The 19,461-nt window shown below is 58.7% G+C and carries 13 protein-coding genes; 2 read left to right on the top strand and 11 right to left on the bottom strand.

What is annotated here, in order from left to right; genetic code table 11:
• Window positions 1-55 precede the first annotated feature (55 nt).
• The gene (locus RBA40_RS24385; protein ID WP_306650677.1) at window positions 56-607 is read left to right on the top strand and encodes a PEP-CTERM sorting domain-containing protein; all 552 of its coding nucleotides are present in this window, start codon (window positions 56-58) and stop codon (window positions 605-607) included.
• Between the two features lie 121 nt (window positions 608-728).
• Here RBA40_RS24385 and RBA40_RS24380 read toward each other — a convergent pair whose 3' ends face one another.
• From RBA40_RS24380 to RBA40_RS24370, 3 genes are all read right to left on the bottom strand, one after another.
• Complete coding sequence (locus RBA40_RS24380; RefSeq protein ID WP_306650675.1) at window positions 729-1,415, bottom strand: response regulator; 687 nt, start codon at window positions 1,413-1,415, stop codon at window positions 729-731.
• Entirely contained in the window at window positions 1,412-3,052 is a 1,641-nt protein-coding gene (locus RBA40_RS24375; RefSeq protein ID WP_306650673.1) for a 7TM diverse intracellular signaling domain-containing protein, read from the bottom strand. Before RBA40_RS24375 ends, RBA40_RS24380 begins: the two co-directional genes overlap by 4 nt.
• Window positions 3,053-3,145: 93 nt before the next feature.
• Complete coding sequence (locus RBA40_RS24370) at window positions 3,146-3,571, bottom strand: 7TMR-DISMED2 domain-containing protein (RefSeq protein ID WP_306650672.1); 426 nt, start codon at window positions 3,569-3,571, stop codon at window positions 3,146-3,148.
• Window positions 3,572-4,087: 516 nt separating this feature from the next.
• On the opposite strand from RBA40_RS24370, the gene RBA40_RS24365 reads away from it, so the two are divergent.
• Window positions 4,088-5,875, top strand: coding sequence for a S8 family peptidase (locus tag RBA40_RS24365; protein WP_306650670.1), 1,788 nt, complete (start codon window positions 4,088-4,090; stop codon window positions 5,873-5,875).
• Between the two features lie 224 nt (window positions 5,876-6,099).
• Here RBA40_RS24365 and tnpC read toward each other — a convergent pair whose 3' ends face one another.
• The 8 genes from tnpC to RBA40_RS24325 form a co-directional block, all read right to left on the bottom strand.
• Complete coding sequence (tnpC, locus tag RBA40_RS24360) at window positions 6,100-7,647, bottom strand: IS66 family transposase (protein ID WP_374710545.1); 1,548 nt, start codon at window positions 7,645-7,647, stop codon at window positions 6,100-6,102.
• A gap of 388 nt (window positions 7,648-8,035) precedes the next feature.
• Window positions 8,036-8,404 carry an immunity protein Imm33 domain-containing protein gene (locus tag RBA40_RS24355; protein WP_306650669.1) on the bottom strand — a complete coding sequence of 123 codons (369 nt, stop codon included), beginning with the start codon at window positions 8,402-8,404 and terminating at the stop codon, window positions 8,036-8,038.
• Between the two features lie 2 nt (window positions 8,405-8,406).
• Window positions 8,407-12,750, bottom strand: coding sequence for an RHS repeat-associated core domain-containing protein (locus RBA40_RS24350; protein WP_306650668.1), 4,344 nt, complete (start codon window positions 12,748-12,750; stop codon window positions 8,407-8,409).
• Window positions 12,751-12,769: 19 nt separating this feature from the next.
• Complete coding sequence (locus RBA40_RS24345; protein ID WP_306650667.1) at window positions 12,770-13,837, bottom strand: hypothetical protein; 1,068 nt, start codon at window positions 13,835-13,837, stop codon at window positions 12,770-12,772.
• A 48-nt stretch (window positions 13,838-13,885) separates the two neighbouring features.
• Window positions 13,886-15,220 carry a hypothetical protein gene (locus RBA40_RS24340; RefSeq protein ID WP_306650665.1) on the bottom strand — a complete coding sequence of 445 codons (1,335 nt, stop codon included), beginning with the start codon at window positions 15,218-15,220 and terminating at the stop codon, window positions 13,886-13,888.
• On the bottom strand, window positions 15,207-15,665 hold the full coding sequence (locus tag RBA40_RS24335; protein WP_306650663.1) for a hypothetical protein: 459 nt from the start codon (window positions 15,663-15,665) through the stop codon (window positions 15,207-15,209). Before RBA40_RS24335 ends, RBA40_RS24340 begins: the two co-directional genes overlap by 14 nt.
• 28 nt (window positions 15,666-15,693) lie before the next feature.
• Window positions 15,694-16,701, bottom strand: a complete 1,008-nt coding sequence (locus tag RBA40_RS24330) for a DUF2169 family type VI secretion system accessory protein (protein WP_306650662.1) — start codon at window positions 16,699-16,701, stop codon at window positions 15,694-15,696.
• A 91-nt stretch (window positions 16,702-16,792) separates the two neighbouring features.
• The gene (locus RBA40_RS24325; RefSeq protein ID WP_306650661.1) at window positions 16,793-19,027 is read right to left on the bottom strand and encodes a type VI secretion system Vgr family protein; all 2,235 of its coding nucleotides are present in this window, start codon (window positions 19,025-19,027) and stop codon (window positions 16,793-16,795) included.
• Between the last annotated feature and the right edge of the window lie 434 nt (window positions 19,028-19,461).

The raw sequence follows: 19,461 nt of genomic DNA, 5'->3' as shown, positions 1-19,461 counted from the left end.
ACGACAGTCTGGTGATGTTAATTCGCTAAGATGTAGCTTCCTTCAGGAGACCATCATGTTCAAACCCTCGTTACTTATTGCAGCTGCCGCTGCCGCTGCCGCGCTGGCGACCAGCGCTCATGCGCAGCCGCTCTCCCGTGAATTCACCTATACCGGCTTTTTCCACGAAGAATCGGGGCAGTTCCGGCCCAACGCCAGCCTGTACGGCTACTTCGACAGCGACGATCGCAACGGCGACGGCCGTATCGAGCTCGGCGAGGTCACTTCCTTTATCCTCAACAGCCAGCAATATGTCGGCTGGTGCGGCCCCGAAGTGTTCATGTGCGGGCTGTTCGAATTCTCCTATACCCCGGGCGGCGCCCTCAATTTTTCTACCGCATGGAGCACCGATCCCTGGGGCGAGGGCGTGGCCGGGGGCAGTGTGCGCACCGGCGTCGAAGCGAAGGAGCACTCGTACTGGCCGGGCGGCTCGGCATCGTATACCTTGCGCTGGACCGAGCAGACCGTCCTCAGCATGAGCCCGGTGCCCGAGCCGGCAAGCTACGGCATGCTGGCGCTGGGTTTGGGCGTGCTCGCTCTGAGTGCCCGGCGCCGCTCCCGGTCGTAGCAAGCAGTGTGCCGCGTCTGCTGGCGCGGCACGCCAAGCGTGGCGGCCATGCCGCTGCAGGGGCCTTCCAGCACCTGCTACGTTGCGCAGCGGCCTCCTGATCCCGGAGACGCGCACTTTCTTAGAAATCGCCGAAACGATAACCGACGCCGTAGACGGAGAAAATGAATTCGGTGTCTCCGGTGTACGGTTTGATTTTCTTGCGAATGTTCTTTATATGACTGTCGACGGAGCGGTCATTGACTGCACGCTCAACCCCATCCTTTGCATTGAGCAGGGCTTCTCGTTCAAAAATTCTCCCGGGTTGGGACAGCAGGGTCTTGAATATCCGGTATTCGACTTGAGAAAGCGGTAACACGTTGCCCTGCCACCAAATTCGTTGTGCCGCTTCCTCCACGACAAACCCAAAGGTGTACTGGTCCCTGGTCATCGGCCCGGCGGCCCGGCGCACCTGGGCACGCACGCGAGCAACCACCTCCCGTGGACTCACCGGCTTGCAAAGATAGTCGTCAGCACCGATGTCGAGGCCTTGTATCCGGTCGGCTTCGTCCACGCGAGCCGTCAACATGATAATCGGCACCATCGAAAACCTTCTCACGGCCCGGCAAACCTCGATCCCGTCGAGCCCGGGCAGCATGACATCCAAAATCACAACGCTTGGTGCATATTGCCTGAGGTACGCGACCGCGCTATTCCCGTCAAGGATGTGCGCAGTACGGAAGCCGTCTCGTTGCAGATACTCGGCTAATACCTGCGCAGGTTTTACCTCATCGTCAACAATGACTATTTCGTGCGCTGCAGGGTTCATATTTTATCGGTGGACTTATCGGTGGAACGGGGCAGATCGATTCGGATTGCCAGGCCGCCCATCGGCGACGGCTCGGCAGTGATGTTCCCAAAGTGGGCATATATGATGGCCTGACATATCGACAGTCCGAGCCCGCTTCCACCGGCGCGGCGGCTGCGTGCGATATCGGCTCTGTAGAGCGGCTCGAACAGGTGCTTTGCGTCAGCCGGATCGATTCCGGGCGAGGTGTCCTCGAGGGTGATGTACACCCGCTGCGGCCCGGCCTTGATCGACAGCGCCACAGCGCCCGGCGCATCCGTATAGCTGATGCTGTTTTGAACCAGGTTATCGAGCAGTTGCTCGAAGCGACCCTTATCCCATGTGACGAACAAGGCGGCGGCCGGCATCTCCACGCTAAAGCGCAGACCTTTTTCCTGCGCGAATCGCACATATTCGTGTTCTTTCTTCATCAACAGCGCCTCAAGTTGCCAGCTTGTGAAAGTACATGGCAGAGGACGGAGATAGGTCAACGCCACTTCATGCAAGTCCGACACCAGTCGGGATAGCCGTATCACTTCTTCATGGATGGACGCGATGGCGCGCTTATTGATCGTTCTTACTCCGTCCAGCAAGGCCTCGGTTTCGCAGAGCAGGGAAAAGAGGGGGATGCGCAGTTCGTGGCTGATATCGGCAATCCACCGTTTGCGGGCGCCTTCAAGGCGGGACAGCGACTCGGCCATCACGTTGACATTAGTGGCTAGGTCAGCCAGCTCTGGCGACTCCCCCGGAGCCAGGCGCACACCGAATTCGCCATTGGCAATGCGGCCAGTTGTCGTTTTCACGGCAGCCATGAATTCAGTGCGCTGTTGCGCTTCCCGTAGCTGGCAAGTGCGTTGTTCAAGTTGTTTGGCCAACTCGGCGTTATTGATCTGCAGCGCTGTGTTGTACTTCTGTTCGAACGCCGATTTTTCGCGTTGCAGAATGCGCACCCTGTCCTGCTGCGCCACCCCGAGGAGCACCAGTTCCGCGATAAAGGCCAGCTGGCAGTAGAAAAAATAATTTTCATAACTGAGTTCCGCAAACCGGACCCCGGCAATTCCGATGAGCAGGGCCGCGTTGTACACCAGCTGCGCAACCAGATACCAGCGCGTGAAAACCGCGCGTCCTCTCAGGGAGAGTATCGCCACCACGGGGGCAATGGCATGCGTCAATAACAAGACAATGGTCACCTGGATCACCGCAACCTGAAGGCCCAGTGCGCGCAAAACGATGCCTGCGATGGCAAGAATGATGACACCGCCAAAATACTTGTCGAAACGAGGCATGAACCGCTTGGTCTGCAGGAACTCTCGCACGAACATACAGTTGGCAATTGTCGCAAGCAGGAAAAATACGACCAGCATGAAGTTCGCGATGTCCGGCTTGTCGACAAAGACGTACTCGGCCAATTGTCCATTTATTCCCAGCCACGAACCCATGATGGCGAGGACATAGCCTGCGTAGACCAGGCTGCTGGGGGTTCCGTTGATGAACCATCCACAGAGCGCATACACGACCAGGGCGCAGGGAATCCCGTAAAAAACGCCCATCAATAGCTGGTCGTTTGAAATTTTTCGTAAAAACGTCACTTCATCGGACAGTGCGAAGACTAAATGCATCGGTGCCGCCTGTTTGTTCCGCAAACGTATGTAGACCTCCGATACTTGACCCGCTTCCGACGTGTGGCGAACGCTCGCGATGCGATATGGGATCTACCGATCCGACATCAAGGTCCGGTCGCCACCTGTGGCGTGGGTAACCAGCGCGCCATTTGTAAAAATCCAGTAATCGACATAGTCGGTGACCGGCATGGGATGCCGCAGCACCCACGTCATGCTGGCTTTGGATGCGTTATGGACCGATGTCTTGAGCCAGTAGTCACCACGCTGGAAACGCTGATTGACATCGCGCTGGCGCACCACTGAAAACTGCCCCTCCGGCAGTTTTCTCAGCTCACCAATCGTCAGGGTCTGCCGTGTGTCACGCAGATAGCGCAGGCCGAGCGTTTCACCGGATAGATCGCGGGACTGCTTCAGGCTGACCGAAGCAACACTGTCCGTGGCGTCGGCCGAAAAGCACATCAAAACGAATGTGGCGAACAGAACAAGATGGCGTATTGCGTGGAGGGAGAACAACATAGAACGCTAAAGGTTGAACCGTTGAAGCGACGCCAGGACAGTTGATTATGCTTCTCGTGGGAAGTGTCGGGAATGTCATGCGCGCGAGGTCTTGTCAGGCAGTAGTGGATCGCATCCGTAAGCGCTGATCGACCATGATTGTGCATGGATTGTACGCTCGCTTCCAGTTACGGTGCGGCATTTTTCGAGAGTGTGCAAGGTCAGGAAATGGTTAGCGAAGAATCCACAATTCATCCACATTTTCCTTTCATACTTTGGCGCCTGGGAACCGAACGCGTCATGAACGCGTTGCGGGCGGCCGCCACTCGCGCGGCAAATTGCGCATGAAGTGAGGCTCGATGACCGGTTCCAACATGACCTGCGGTGAACCGCATGGGCAGGTAAGAAACCGGGAAAACTGCCGCATTTCAACCAGATCACGCGCCAACGACCTTGGCGCGTCGCTTTGCCATGACCAATCAGAAAATTCTCAAAAAATCGATTGAACAACGTGCCCATGTGGCGCAGGAGACTTATATGCATCGCCATCCCCGTTTTTACCTTGCCTGTACCGCATCCGTTATTGCCGTGGCCGCTGCTCTGGCTTCGGCCGCGCAGGCTGCCCCCGCAGCGCCGGCCGCACACGCCCTGTCCATTGACGAGCTGCGCGCCATGGAAGGTTTGCAGCGCTTCGACCGCACGCGTCTGATCGTCAAGTTCCGCAGCGACGCGACCGAGGCCGACAAGGAGCAGGCAATGCGTGCCATCACGCCGACCAGCCGTAAACGCTTGCACGGCGGGCGCCACGGTCGCAGCCTGGCCAGCGCCACGGATTTCAGCCTGGCCGGCGCCGCGGATCGCGCCCGCACGCGCGGCATGGATCGCTACGAACTGGTCAATCTGAACCGTTTGTGGAGCGTGCCATCGGCGATCGCGCAACTGCGCCGCAACCCCTTGGTGGAAGATGTCCAGCCGGACTGGATGCTGGAGTTGCAAGATACCGCGCCGTCCAACGATGCGGCATTTAACAACCTGTGGGGCGTGCACGGCGCCACCACCACTCCCGCCAACCCGTTCGGCACCGGCGTGGCCGCGCTCTGGCAGCAAGGCTATGCATGCAAGACGACACAGCCTGCGTACGTGGCGGTGCTCGATACCGGTGTACGCAGCACGCACGAAGACTTGAAGGACAACATGTTTACCAATGGCGGCGAAAAAGCCGGCGATGGTATCGATAACGATGGCAATGGATTCATCGACGACGTCAGGGGCTGGAATTTCTATAGCCACACCAATAACGCGGAGGATGATCACTCGCACGGCACGCACGTGGCCGGAACGATCGCCGCGCGCCGCAACAACAGCCTGGGCGTAGCAGGCATCTGCGGCGACGGCGGGGTAAAGATCATTCCCGTCAAGGTATGCAGCGCCGGCGGCAGCTGTCCCTCGAGCGCGGTGATGGAAGCGCTCAGCTATCTGGTGGACCTGAAAACCAAGCGCGGCATTAACGTGGTGGCAGTGAACCTCTCGCTGGGAGGCTTGTCCGGTACCGTCAACAACAACGGTATCGAATACTTTCAGGCTGCGCGCGACGCCAACATCATGGTGGCCGCCGCGGCCGGCAATAACGGGACCAATACGGACGAGAAATTCATGTGGCCGGCGAACCTGGACGTGGAGAACGTCATCGCGGTGGGCAATCTGAAGCAGGACGGTATCTTGTCGTCGACGTCCAATTTTGGCGTCACGTCGGTGGATATCGCTGCGCCGGGAACCGGCATTTATTCCACCGTGATCAATTCGGACAGCGCCTACAGCTGGAAGAACGGTACTTCGATGGCGTCGCCGCACGTCGCTGGCGCGCTCGGACTGTATCGCGTGCTGAACCCGACGGCCACCGTACAGCAAACGCGCAATGCCTTGCTGTCCAGCGCGGCGGTGGAACCCTTGTTGAACGGCAAGATAGCAGGGGCGCGCAGGCTGGACGTGTCGCGTTGGGCTTGGGGGAAAACCACCAGCTTCCAGGCACAATGCGGTGCCAGTCTGACGAACCGGGTGGGTTTGTGGATCCGCACGACGGCGTACAGCGATGGCTCGCTGCGCACACCGCTTGCACAGATGGGTGTCGCGTTGACTTTCACCAATGCACAAGGCGGCTTGATGGGCAGCTACGCCCGCAAGACCGACGCCAACGGCCAGGTGCTGTGGTCGTTCAGCGGCACGCAGTTCCCATGGGGATCGCAGTTCTCGGTCAATGTCCGCACCGACGATGGCGGCAGCCGCACCTACACCAGCGCTGAGCTTGGTTGTTATGGCGTCCGCTGAGCGCGGATGAGATAAGCCGGAGGGATGCGGACGGGCTTGCGCCGCAGGGCGTGGTCACGGGGGAAGTATCAGGATGGTTGTGGGCGCTGTCTCGACAACCTTTCCTGCCCCGTGATTTCCGTCCGATCCCTGCGGCGTGTATCGTTGGACGACACATCCGGTTGCACGGCTGGGTTTGCTAAATCAGCGACTTGGGGTAAGCGGTAACTGAACGGCGTCGTAGATCAGCCGTTAAATCTGTGCAGGTCCGAGCGTAGCGGATTGTCGGCGCAATGCTGTTTCCACAGTCGCGGGGTGAGCTGTTCGACCTTGGAAGCGGGATGCTCGCTGATACGCTGGAGCACATCGACCAGGTAGTCATACGGATCGATGTCGTGCAAGCGACAGGTGACGACCAGGGACTGGATCACGCCGACGTACTCGGCGCCAATTTCCGTCCAGCAGAAATTCCAGTTCTTCCGGCCCATTGGAATGACGCGCAAGGCGCGTTCCAAATGATTGGTGTCGGCGGGCAGGTCTGAATCGTCGAGAAACACTTCGAGTCCGGCACGCCGCTCGCGCGCGTAAGCAATCGCCTTGGTCAAGGGACTGCTGGGCAGCAGCCCCTGATGGTCGAACTGGACGCCGATCCACACAAAGAACTGCGTCACCAGTGGCCTGGCATGCTGGACACGCCAGGCGCGCTTGGCCGGTCCGCGCAAATCGCGCTCGCGGATCTGCGCCTCGACCTGGTGGATTTTGCCGATCAGATCGAGCGCGTGCGCGGCGCGCTCCGGTTCGATCTTTTGCGCCTCGAAGAATAGTCTTCTGGTATGCGTCCAGCACTGGGCATGGGTGATTGCCGTCTTACGTGCGTAGCTGCTGTAGACGCTGTATCCGTCGCTGAGCAGGACCGCCCTTTCCGGCGGCGACAAGCCCGGCGCATCCTCGATATTGCTGGCGGCGCGCGTGGGGAAGTACAGGAACGACACCTCATCGCGCTCGCCATAGAGTGGCCAGAAATACGCGCTGCGCAGCTTGCCAGGGCCGGTGCGCCCGGCCGTGATCGGGGTCTCGTCCATGGCCTTGACCCTGGACTGGCGGATCGAGTCGAGCTGCGCCGCATGGATGGGCACCAGCAGATCGATCGCGGCATGCGTGAGTTGCGTCAGCCAGCCCCGGCTGACCTTGATGCCCCGGTCAGACAGCCGCAGGTGCAGGCGATACAGCGGCTGATGATAGGCGAACTTATCGACCAGCATGCCGGCCACGAAGCTGACGTCGGCGCGGCTGCCATCGAGCACCCCTTGCGGCGCCAGCGGGCAGGAAATGGCTGCCGTGTCGCGCCGCTTGATCACCGGGCGCACGTACTTAAGAATCACATAGCTGCCAGGGCGCTGGGCCAGCCGATGGCTCACTTTCTCGCCGATGACCTGGTACTCGTCGGGGCCGAGACCGTCGGTCTCGGGGTTCGGCACGGCGATGACTTCGACCGGCACCTGCTTGTCGTCGAAGAAGAGCTTGGATCCATCGCTGTCTGCGCCGGCCGGCGCCTTGGCGCGCCGGGTGTGCGCGGCCACTGTCTTGCCCGGCGCGGCCGCGTCTTCGGCGGCGGCCGGCAATTCCATCAGGTTCAGCTGTGAGCCATCGGCTTCGCATGGCCGGCGCTCGCTTTTCTTGCCGAATATCTGGCGCCGGAACCATTCCAGTTGATGCTTGAGGTCGGCGATTTCGGTGCGCAGAACACTGTTCGCATGGACCAGGCTGGCCACCTGGTCGGCGCTCGCGGACATGGATGAAATGTTCTGGCTCATGCAGACGCGGGCGACGCGCTCGAGAGTCAGTTTTCAAACGGCAGCCGGAGCCTCCATGGCCTCCCCGCCAGCAAGAGCGAACGCAGAATTAATGCGTCTAAAGCAAATCACCCACGTTTTTGCCAAATTTTGGACAAACCTTCATGCAAATCGACGTTCCGCGCTCAAGTAGCGCTCAGCTGGAAAAGATATGTATAACGAGATGATCTCAGTTCTGCACCGCATTGGCCGGCTGGCCGCGATCTAACAGCAGGGGCCGAACTGGACCGGCCGCAATGGCTGGCGCTGAGCCAGCGCCAGCAACATCGGCGGAACTGAGCATCAGGCGGCTCCCCGATGGAAATCGTCAGTGAAATACTGAATCCGATCAGAACGGTTCCAGGAGCGATGCGTCAAACCACACGTCCTCATAGCCTTCGTTATCGATCATGAATTTAAATCCCGGAGCAAGAGCAAGATAGGGCACAACTTGCGGAGCAAACTCGCCGATATGGCTAAGGTGCAGCGGCTGATAAAATTCTGTTTCGGATGAGTGATCGCCGCCCCAAATGTACCAGCCATCGGTGCCATTTTCCGGCATGCAGCGCACTCCGGTGATCGGCATTTTCGACAGGCTGTCGATCGCAATGCCAATCTTGAGGTGAGGATCCGGCAGAACCACGTCCGATGAATACTGCTGACATACTTCTTTTTGGCGAGCGACGACCTCTGGGGATTTCAAATCGACGATAGTCATGGCTAAATTTTAGTCTTCATGCATTTGGAAAAAGCTGACGCCATACCACCCTGTTGGCTTGAACAGCGAGGACAGTGTGGCTGAACGGCAGCGACGCTTGATTGATGTGCAATATCGTTGGTGCCGGTGCGGTAGTGTTCGACCGCAAGGCCATCGATGTGATCAGCAACCATTCGAGGGGCGATTGTACCGCAAACTACGCACGGACGACCCTGAACCGACGCTTTTTGTGCCGTAAACGGACCACAACTGGACAAACGTTTGTAGCTTGAAATACCCTGTTTCGGGGTAAATAGGTTCTTATCGGGAATTCCATGACTATTCGTGGGAATCGAGGCCCCTGTTGCGTCGAGGCTCGTACCCGCGAGGCCAAACGGATCGATGTATCGTAATGGGTTCGGCGCGTAGCTAAATAAGTTGAAGCCTCCATCCAGTCCGATCGGGTCCAGGCTGACAAAACGGCCCACAGCGGGATCGTAGTAGCGGAACCGGTTGTAGTGCAATCCCGTTTCCTCGTCAAACTGCTGCCCCTGAAAACGGAACGGCTGACTGACCGAATGCTCGCTGGTAAGTCCTACGAGCGAAGCGCTCGCCCCGGCATGCTCGCCGAGTTTTTGCGTTCGGGCCTCGCCCCAGACCTTATAGTCTGCAGACCAGGCAATCCTGCCATTCGCATCCGTGAGTTCTTGCGGTACACCGGCCTGATCATTTTGGTACCAGTAGGTCTTCTGGTTTTGAATGGTGGCCAAGGGGACAAACGAGTCAGGCTCAAACACAAATAGTTCGTTTTTACTGCCGCGTCGGCTTTCGAGAAGAAGGTCGCCATCCCACAGGAACTCCGTGACGCCGAATGTGTCGGACTTTCGGGTGCGCCGGCCCAATGCGTCGTACTCGAATCCCGTCGTCTGGGTCACTCCATGACGCACGACGGTTGCACGCTGCAGTTGATGCAGGGCGTTCCAGCTAAATTCGGCTCGTTCATGCGCACCTTTGGCCCGCGTGCTGACGTTTCCATAGGAATCGTAGGTGTAACGAAGATCCTGATACACACTCAGCCGGTTGCCGCGGACGGTGCCGGCCGCTGCAGGCTGCTGAATGTTGCCAGCTGGGTCGAAGGCAAAAGATTCTTGACGTTCACCTGTCGCTGCCAAAATGCGGCCAACCGGGTCGTACAGGTAGTGCATCTGGTCGCGCAGGCTGTCGGTCTTAGTGATGAGCTTGCCTGACGCGTCATAGCGATAGGTCCGCTCGATGGCGGCACCAGTGAGCGTTTCCAGATCGTTGCCATTCCCTTTGACGGACCCCACACGATGGCGCGACAGACGTCCCATCGGGTCGTATTGGTAGGCGCTTTCGAGCGCGCCCTGACTGCGCGCGGTTTCCCGGTGCAGCGCGTCACGCTCGATATCAGCAATAACTTGCCGCTGTCCCTTTTCCTCCAAGCCGATCTGATGCAAGTGGCCCGAACCATAGTACAACCAATCAAGCACGCGCTCGTCCGGCAGTGCAGTGCGGGTTCGGTTACCGATCATGTCGTAGCTGTGCGCCAGTTCGCGTGGTGCGCCGCCCGCCAGAGTCTGGCATTCCCCGGTTAACTGTCCGCTTGCATCGTACGAAAAGGCGATCCGCGCTGCAGCATTGTCTGCGGCGATCAAGCGCCCAACGGCGTCGAAGCGGAAGTAGGCATGGCAGTCTGGTTCGCCTTGGGGTAATTTCGCCACCACCCGGCCAAGCGGGTCGCGATCAAAGAAAGTGACTTTGCCCGGGCCAGCATCAGTGCCCCCCGCCTCGACCAGATGAGTCAGCTCACCCAGGCAGTTGTAGCAATAGCGCTGGTGGCGACCGTCAAAACCGATCTCATCGGATAGGCGGTCGGAAAGATCGTAAATGAAGGTGGTGCTCTCACCGTTTTCGTTGGTTAGACTGGTGAGGCGGCCAATCGCATCATAGCCATAGGTTAAATGATGGCCATTTGCATCGGTTCGTTGGATCAGCTCGGTATGGGTATTGTAACGGTAGGTGGTACGAGCGCCGCAGGCATCGGTGTAGGCTAACAAGTGCCCCTCAGCGGTCCAACTATATTCCTGTACACCGCCCGCAGCATCGATCAGCTTGGCCAGTCGACCCACTCGATCCCATTCATATCTTGTAGCTTGGCCCAGCGCATCGCGACGGCACAGTACGCGTCCGAGGCGGTCGTACTCGAACGTCGTAACGTTGCCGGAGCAATCGGTAAAACTGGCTAGTTCGCCTGCGCGAGTCCATTCCAGCGCGGTGGAACCACCGCGCGCATCGGTGATCGCCGAGGGCAGCCCGCGACTGTTATTGTTGTAATAGGCGATGCGTTCGAGTGGATCAATGACGGCAACAATATTGCCGCGGATATCGTATTGGCGCCGCCAGCCGTGCTGTAAAGGGTCGGTCAGCTTGACCGGCAGATCAAGCTGGTCATATTCGATGGACGTGCGGGCACCTGTTGCATCGACAAATTCGATCAGGTTGCCGCGCCCGTCATAGCGATAGTGACTTTGTCTACCCAAGGCATCGGCAGCGCCACGCTGGTTGCCATTTGCGTCGGTCGGAGTCTCCACGCGCACGCCATCGGGCCCGGTAGTGGCGATAATTTCCTTGCGTTCGTCATACTCATAGAGCGTGGTGCGCCCAATACCATCAGTGATACGGGTCATGCGGGCACGGTCGAGGTATTCGAAGGTCAGCCCGCGACCATCGACGGCGGCGTAGGAGCGCACCACCCGGCCGAATGTCGAGTACTCGTCGTACTCGGCACAGTAGCGTGCACCGTCCGGCTCGGTGTACGCGACAAGAATGTGATTGTGCCACTCGTACTCGCGGCGGCCGTTTTGCGCATCCGTGTGGGAGATGAGGTCGCCCTGGGCACTATACGCGTAGCGGGCTAACACATGACTTTCCTCGTTTTCCACGGGAAGCAAGGTCACCGAGGTCAGCATGCTGGCCGCATTCCATGCGAGGTGCAAGCGCCGCCCGGCGCTGTCAGTAATCAACTGCGGACGCTGTGATTCGAACGGGTCGTCATGGGATGCAGGATATTGAAGGCTAATGGTATTGCCATTGCGATCGACGATTGAAGCCAGCGGCAAGATAAAAAAATCTTCGCGCTCGCGCCGGAACTGCAGTGTTTGCCCATCCTTAAAAATAATTTCCCACACATCTACCGACGGTCGACGTACGGTCAATTGTTCGTATGCGTCAAATAGTTCAGCGCCGCAAGCGACCGAAGGCAGCCGCACTGCGCGTCCGCCGGCATCGTGATACGCAATGCCATCTGCAGCCAAGTGCAGTGTCACCCCGAGCGGGGTACTCCATCCTTGGCCGAACCAAGCGCTGGATGCATCGCCCGAGCGATAGGTTCGATTCCATTCGATTTGTAACGTGCCGGGGAGGGAAAAATCGACTTGAGAAAGCGATTTTTCTCCGGTCGCGATGATAACCGGCTTACCCCTGACGCACAGCTTGCAGGTACCCTTAGGCAAAGCCGCTTGGCCGACAACTACTGGCTGCGTCGAGTTTTCCTTCCCTTTCGAACGGGCGGACAGCTTCGCACTCGCCTTGCCAAGCGCGGCCAGCAGGGCAGAGACGCCGACCCGGATCAGAAACGAGGCCAGCTTCTTTCTTTCGGCGGCGATTTGCGCTGGGCTCATGGGTTTGCTCCAACGGTCCACCATGCCCTTCAATTCGTCCGCCGCGCCGTCGACGGCCGAGATGGCGCCCTTTATACGCTGAACCGCCGCCGCGCCACCCGCAAGTTGGCCCACGACAGGAACCGCAGACACCGCCATCAGTGCGGCAGTCTGTGCCAGGGCCATCACCGTGTCCTTTGACATCAAGGCGTCAAGCATGGCTTGGGCGTCGTCTTTCGCGGCGTCGCCAAAATCCTTCAGGGTCATGCCAGAAGCAATCTGGCCGCCGTTCTGAATGGCGGTTTTCAGAGCCGGCGGTAACATGCTCCACAACGAATTGACGCCGGTCTTGACGCCATGCATGACCGCGTTACGCTTCTCGATGTAGACATTTTTCATCCACGACAAAAAGCCATTGTCCCCATCGACCTGCGCTGTATTGCGCCCGACAATGACGATCGGGACATGCTTGCCTTGCCCCATATAGCTTTCGCTATGGGCCACACGCGTTTTGTGATCGTAAACGGTGCCTGCCGGGTTGTTGATCTTGGTACTGATATTAAAATGGGGCGCGATACCGGGATCCCCCTTTGGCTTGAGGAACACTGGATCAGCCGGTTGCGCTGCCACGCCCTTCGAGTGCTGGCTCACCAAATCGTTATTGTCAGTCCGTACGTTTGTTGGCATGGCGTCTAGGGTTTCGAAGTCAGTTGGGGGAGCGTTCGAGCACGCAGGCGGCGGCCTCGCCGCTTGGCGAGATCGACCAGTTCAGGACCGTATTGATGTGCTCTATTTGCTGTTGATGCAAGCTGGCCGGCAGTAGCCAGCCGATAATCCCGCCCGCCGCGCCAGTTTGTCCCAGCAAGGTCGCTGGCCGCCATTGCGGCAAGGCGGTGGTTTGACTGAATATCACCCGGCTCAAGGCCGTCGACTCCAGATGGGCACGCCAGTCCGAACCATCCATATCGCTTTCAAGATGACTGATGTTGGAAGGCTCCATGCCAGCGGCTGCCAGTGCGCCGCTGAGCGCTTGACTGAGTGGACTCGCGTCCGGCTTCGTGGCGCAGGGTCCCCAGTGTTCGTCCGCGTTGAAAAAAGCGGGGCGGTGCAATGCAAAGTCGCCAGCTGGCAGCTCACTGATGGAATCGGCGCGCTGCAGCAGCACACAGGCCGCTGCTTCTCCCGGTACATATCCTTCCGCATTGCCGGGCCGGTGTAGCCAGTCTGCGGCCGCTGCCTGCTGCAGGAGCTCAGGCGTGCACGCCGAGTCGACCGCCGCGATCATGACATGCTGCAGGCGCGGGTTGGTGGCGAGCGAGCGGTAGGCATACTCGAGTCCGAGCCAGGCGCCGCTGGCTCCGGCCGGCACGATGAGCCTGGAACGGGGGCGATCAACCCAGCCCTTGTAACGAAGGAGCATCGCGCCCAACTCGGTGGCCAGGCGCTTGCCATCAGCCGGGTTGAGCCAACGCGGCAGGACGACGATTTCCATACATTCGTCCTCCAGCTGCTGAGTCAGGTAATCGGCGTCGTCCATCGCTTCGGCTACTGCCGGGAATAGCAGCGCCGCAAGGCGCTCAACGGGTGCCAGTTGCGCGGTCACACTGTGGCAGTCGGCAATGGTAAACGGGTCGGCGAAGCCGTCCAGGTCAACCCGGCGCATGCGGCGGGCCTGGGTCAGCCAGGAAGAGGTGGTTTGTAGCGTTGAGTTGCCGATAGCAGTTACCAGTCCGCTGGAGCGGATTGCCAATACAGGTGAGGGGAAAGTGCTCATATTCGGTTTCTATAGTTAGCTGGAAGGCGTCGGTACGACGCCTTGAAGTCAAATTGCGCTCATCTCGTCGGAAAATGCGGCGACCATCATTGCTGACTGCTGGCGGCGCGTGACGTCGAAAGGCGACAGTGGCAGCGCATGCTGCGCAAGCGCTGCGCGCTCGATGTACAACCATTTGCGCAATCCGTGGCTGACCTCCATCAGCCCACTGTCCCACACCGGTACCGGCGTCACTAGTGGGGCGCCATTGCGCAAGCGCATACTTGCGGCTTGGGTAGGCGTTGCCAGAATTTCCTGGATGTCCCATTCGCAGACATCGGCATCGTTGCTCAAGGTCAGGTGAGCACGCCGGCAAGCACGCAGTAATGCCGCACGCATCGCAACTGACTTGGCGCGCTTGTCATTCGGCGCGCAACGCGCTTCGACCGGCACTTCGCCCAGCGTCAACTGCAAAATGTCGGCCTCAAATGCGCTGATGGGGCCATCGGCCTGCGCCATGATGGCGCAAGCCTCAATAACCCCATCGACAAAGCCAGTCAGCGCCACGATGCGCGCGCGCAGCGGCGACGCAAGGTCAGCACGGAGCGCCGCATGGTTGGCCATCGCGCGCGCGTCGCGTGCGATGGCAATTGCCCAAGCTTGCTCGACGTACGCGGGGTCTAGCGGCAAGGCCAACTGCAGAAAGGCGTCGTCGGCAATGCTCGGGTCTTCGCCGATGAGTGTCATTGCCGTTGCACAGTGCGTCGGTTCGCCTGCGGCCAAGCTGTCGCGGGCGAAGCGCTGGGTCGCGTCAGTGGCCGCGCCCATGCGGGTCAATGCAATGTGCGCCGAGGCACTCAAGCTCGTATCGTCAAGAAGATCGGCAATCTGCGCGTGCAAGCTTTTGACGTCGCGCAGTCCGGCCATTTCCACGGCAAATTGCCGTAGTTGGCCAGCGCCGTCGGCGCTGTTGAATAACTGAACGATGTGGGAGTTGTCATCAGTAAGGACCCCGCTGGTGACAGGATAGAACCAGCATGCATCGCGCACTGCCTGTGGAAAGTCGCTGAGATAGCGTACGGCTAGTTGGGCCAGTGTAGCGTCGCGCAGTTGCACCGCCAGCGCGACACGCACGAATACCGCTGCATCTTTTGCCGCTCCATCCAGCGACCCAATTAAATCATCGGCCGCAGCAACTGCCTGCTGGCCGTATATCGCGGCGCCCTGAACCAGTTGATCCAAGGCCTCGTCAGGAACGCGCAAAGCCATCAGATTGAGAGACGCATTGTTGGCCATCATAACGCGCCGGCGACGGGCACGCAGCGCCTGGCCCAGCATGTCGTCCAGCAGGCCGGGCAACGGCGGAAGGCGGCGGCTTATGCTTGGCAATTCAGTTGAGGTCAATGCTGGCTCCTTCGATGCGATTAGCGCCAATGGCCGCCGAGAGAACTTCGGCCCCCTCGATCCGCGCCTTGCCGTCGAGGGTCAGGCGTATGAGCGCTTCACCGCAGCGCAATTCCAGCGTGGCCAGCGCCGCCAGATTCAGGCGGGCGGCACGAATATGCAGTGTGCCGGTGTCAGCGTCAAATCTGAGCGGCGGCTCAATCTGCTGCTGATGTAGCGGCCAGGCGGCGACGATCAGCAGCGGTGCGGCCTGCCCGCCATCCAGGACGGCTACCTGCTGGCCGGCGGCGACCGACAGGATATGCGTCGCCAGGACAGCGTCTGCGATCACCCCATCAATATCGATCGCGCATCGCGCGCCATCGACTGTCCTGACGGTGGCGCTGCGATAGCTCATCGACGCCGCTGGGGCGCGTTGTGAAACGGAATGGCCAAATGATTGCATATGCGTCTTCCAAAAATGGGTGGCTGCGTCATGCGGCCGGGTTGGCGGTTTTAAACAAGCGCACCGAGCGAACTGCGTCTGCTTGCTGGCCACTTGGCACGAGAGCGCGCCATACTATCGACAGCCTGTCGTGGTCGGGTTCGATAATGATGGTGTCGGCGGTCATCGCGGTTGGCGCAGGCATATGGCCGGCCGCCGTGCGCGCTTGCACCGCCAAGGCGAGCGCTGGAAACGTGCAATCGATGATGGCTTGCCGAGCCAGGTGGACCAGCCGAATTGCTGTGCCGGCCTGCGGGGCGCGCACCAGCTGCAACTCCGGGTGGGCTGCATTGTAGAATCGCGGATCGAAGTCGGTTGGCAGATCAGGCGAACGCTCGCGTAGCCAGGCGTCGTCGAAAGTGCCTGAATGCTTGCTGCGATGCACGGCATTTTCGGGCCAAAAGCCGAATCCGGCGGGAACCCGCGCGTGGCTACGGCGTCGACTGTCCGCGTGAAGGGCCTCGATCCAGGGTAGATAGGCAGTCTCGTCGCCCTGTTCGATGGCAAATCCGGATGGCCAGTCCGCAAATGCGTAGCTGAGCGGCACACGCTGCACCGTAGTCGCTAGTGCTTTGGCCTTGTGACCCAGCCAACCATCTTGCCAGAAGCGCGGAGCAAACGCGCGCAGTCCACTGCTTTTGTCGCCAATGCGCACTCCCGCGTCTATAAATGGGTGAGGGTGGTCAAACGGGGCGGTGGCGTACCCGGCCACCATCACGTCACATGCGGGTTTTGGCGGCGCCAAGTCGTGGTCGAGCCAGATCACTTCATCCTGCAGGCGCGCATGCAGCGCCGCGCGTTGCGCCGGCGCCAGCTCGAGATCGCCAATGCGGCGCTTGACCGGCTGCATGTGAAGACCGACTTGCTGCTCGGCCGGCGCCATGCGGCCAGTGCTGAGCAGCCACGCCCCTTTGGCAATCACCAGGATATGCGATTGTCCCAGGTGATCGCGGTGGGCGCGCGCCAACGCTGGCAAAGGAGTTTGATTAGTCAACATGCGCGCTGTCGCAGAAACTGCCAAGTGCGCACTGCGCATGCAGAATCACATTCTGGTGGAGCGTCATGTGTCACCCATACTCTTTCGGCGCTTAGTTGTTATGGATATTCGGGCTGACCAGCGTCACGTTGTCACTACCCGCGATCGTTAATTTTTCGCCTGTAATCTCGATTTCACCCGATTTTTTCATCGTGATCGAGGATTTTCCGATGGTCAATGTGATACTTTCGCCATCCATCTCCAGCACACTTCCGCTATCGCCGCCGGCGCTGAGCGAGTAGCTGGTGCCGGCCGTGTTGGAGTAATCGGCCCCGACCTTGGTGATTTTGTTCGCGCCCACCACGGTGGACATAATCGCACCGACGTTCAGGCTATAGCCCAAGCCAACGTTTTCCAACCGTCCCAAGCCGACGTTCTGCATGGACGCCATGCCGATCGTCTCGGTTTTCATTTTGGCGACCTTGATGGACCAGTTCTTACCGATCATGTCCTTCTCGTTCTTGTCCACGGTCTTGCTGCGGTTAGCGCCGATATGAATGGTTTCGTCCTTGCCAACATCTTCAGTACGATTATCGCCAATACTGATTTTTTCATCATGATCCACCCGTTCGGTACGGTTATTGTGGATCGTAATGGTTTCATCACGGTCCACAGTTTCCTTGCGGTCCCGTTTAATGTGGTTGGTCTCGTCGCGGTCGATTGTCTTACGGCGATCGTTGCCAACCCATTTGTCTTCATCGTGCTCGACCTCGGTGAGCTGATCCTTTTCCGCGTGCAACCACAGCTGCTCCTGCCCCTTCTTGTCTTCGAAGCGTAATGCGTTGGCATTGTCGTAGCTGCCCTTTGGTGTGGAGCGTGTCAGGATGCCGCTCTGAGTCTTGTTCGCCGGAAGCGTCCATGGTGGCATCGTATTGGCATTCGGGACCATTCCAGTGATTACCGGACGGTTAGGATTGCCATCAAGAAACTGAACGAGTACCTCAGTCCCGATGCGGGGGATGAAAGTCATGCCAAAATTTGGTCCCGCCCAGGGGGTCGCGACACGGATCCACGCCGAACTCTTCTCATCATTACTGCCTGCGCGGTCCCAATGAAACTGGACGCGAACCCGGCCATATTCGTCAGTATGGATCTCCTCACCAGCGGGACCGACTACAGTTGCCGTCTGTATTCCGTGGATCTTTGTTTCGACGCTGTTGTGATCGCGTCCTGCGCGGAAGGGAATGATCTTACGGATACACGACAAACGATTCTCGTAATATGATTCTGATGTATTTTTGACGTGATAGTTATTCGACGCGCTGTGCGTCACCTCCGTGATCAGGAACTCGCGCGCTTGATCGTCGCCTCCGCTGCTACTGGCATCGAAGTGGCCAGTCAGTCGGAACCAGCGCCCCGGCATCACAGTGCGGCAATTACCGCTGCCATCGAACTGCTTGCCGGCCGCCTCGACTTCTTCCATGCGGAGCTGGGCCAGGGAACGGCCGCCGCCGCTTTTAAACCCTAAGGCGCCGGTGTACTCGTATGACTCGATATTCGGCACGTCGCCTTGCTGATTGACGCTGGGCAGCGAAGTCAGCGCGGGGTGGGGCGCTTTGAAGTCAAACGACGCTAAGGCTACGCTACCAGTCACGATCTGGCGGCCTGGCGACCATTCCCCCAACCCGTCTTCGTGCGCCGAACCGGCATGCCGCTGAAACGGCACCTCAGGATTTCCATCGATTGGCGCAGTGGCCGTTGAATCGTCGGAGAGGACGAGCTTGTGTCCTGTGGCAGTGTGCTCGAACCAGTAGAAAATTCCCGCGGCGACCCAGCGCCTTTCGAGGAAATTGCGATCGCTTTCGTCGAATTGGCAGCAATCCGTGAACACGTCAGTTGCACCTTGAACACGCCAGTCCCAGTCGGCCAGCCCGCCATAATCACTGAAGATGCTGGCAGTCTGGTCGTACATTGTAGTGTAATGAAACAGAAAATTATCTTTACGCATGGTCAGATATTTGTACCACGGACTAAGTTTGGCTTCGTAAAACGACACTCCTCCATCCACCGTTTTTAGCCCAAATCCAAAGACGCGTCCGGTAAAATAACGCATGGAACCGTCGCGCCGCACCAGCTCGACGCACATCATTTTGCCTTGTAGCTCCTTCAGAGCGACGTTTGGATCGTCAGAAAGCAGTTCGACGGTGAACTCGAATGGTCGTGACAGAGCCTCAAAGGCATCGATCCGATTTACCAGCAGGGTTGACGAAGGTCCGTCGCCGTTCGGAAACGACAATCGCAGTAAGCGGTCGTGCTGACGGTTACTAACCAATTCCTGTAAGCTCATGCGTTCGCTCCTGATGAGTGTTAAAACATCAATGAAACACATCCCCAGTTGGGATGGCAGCGAACCCGAGGTTGTCAATGAGCTCACAATTTTATTGACATATTATAACATAATATAACATATTACTAACATTACTTTTGTGGAACATTTGCCACAACTGCGATTTTTGTCGACATTCTTGTCTTTCGTCTCGGGCGGGCCGACATATGGATGTCATGCGTGGAAATTAATTCCACGAAAAGCGAACCGCTGTGATCATTCTGATTTTAAATTAGCAACATTGCTAAAAACTGCCATGAACGTCGTATGCAGCCCATAACCAGATTACAACACACGCCAGACCGCATCGGGATATATCGCATTCCACATGCAATCGCTGGGTATGTGCGTTACTAACGCATATGCATGCAAACTTGACGGGTTGAAACCATCGG

Origin of the sequence: Massilia pseudoviolaceinigra (assembly GCF_030846505.1) — a bacterium.
Taxonomy (GTDB): domain Bacteria; phylum Pseudomonadota; class Gammaproteobacteria; order Burkholderiales; family Burkholderiaceae_D; genus Telluria_A; species Telluria_A violaceinigra.
Note: the sequence above shows the minus strand (reverse complement) of the source record. Positions and strands in the feature narration are given on the sequence as shown.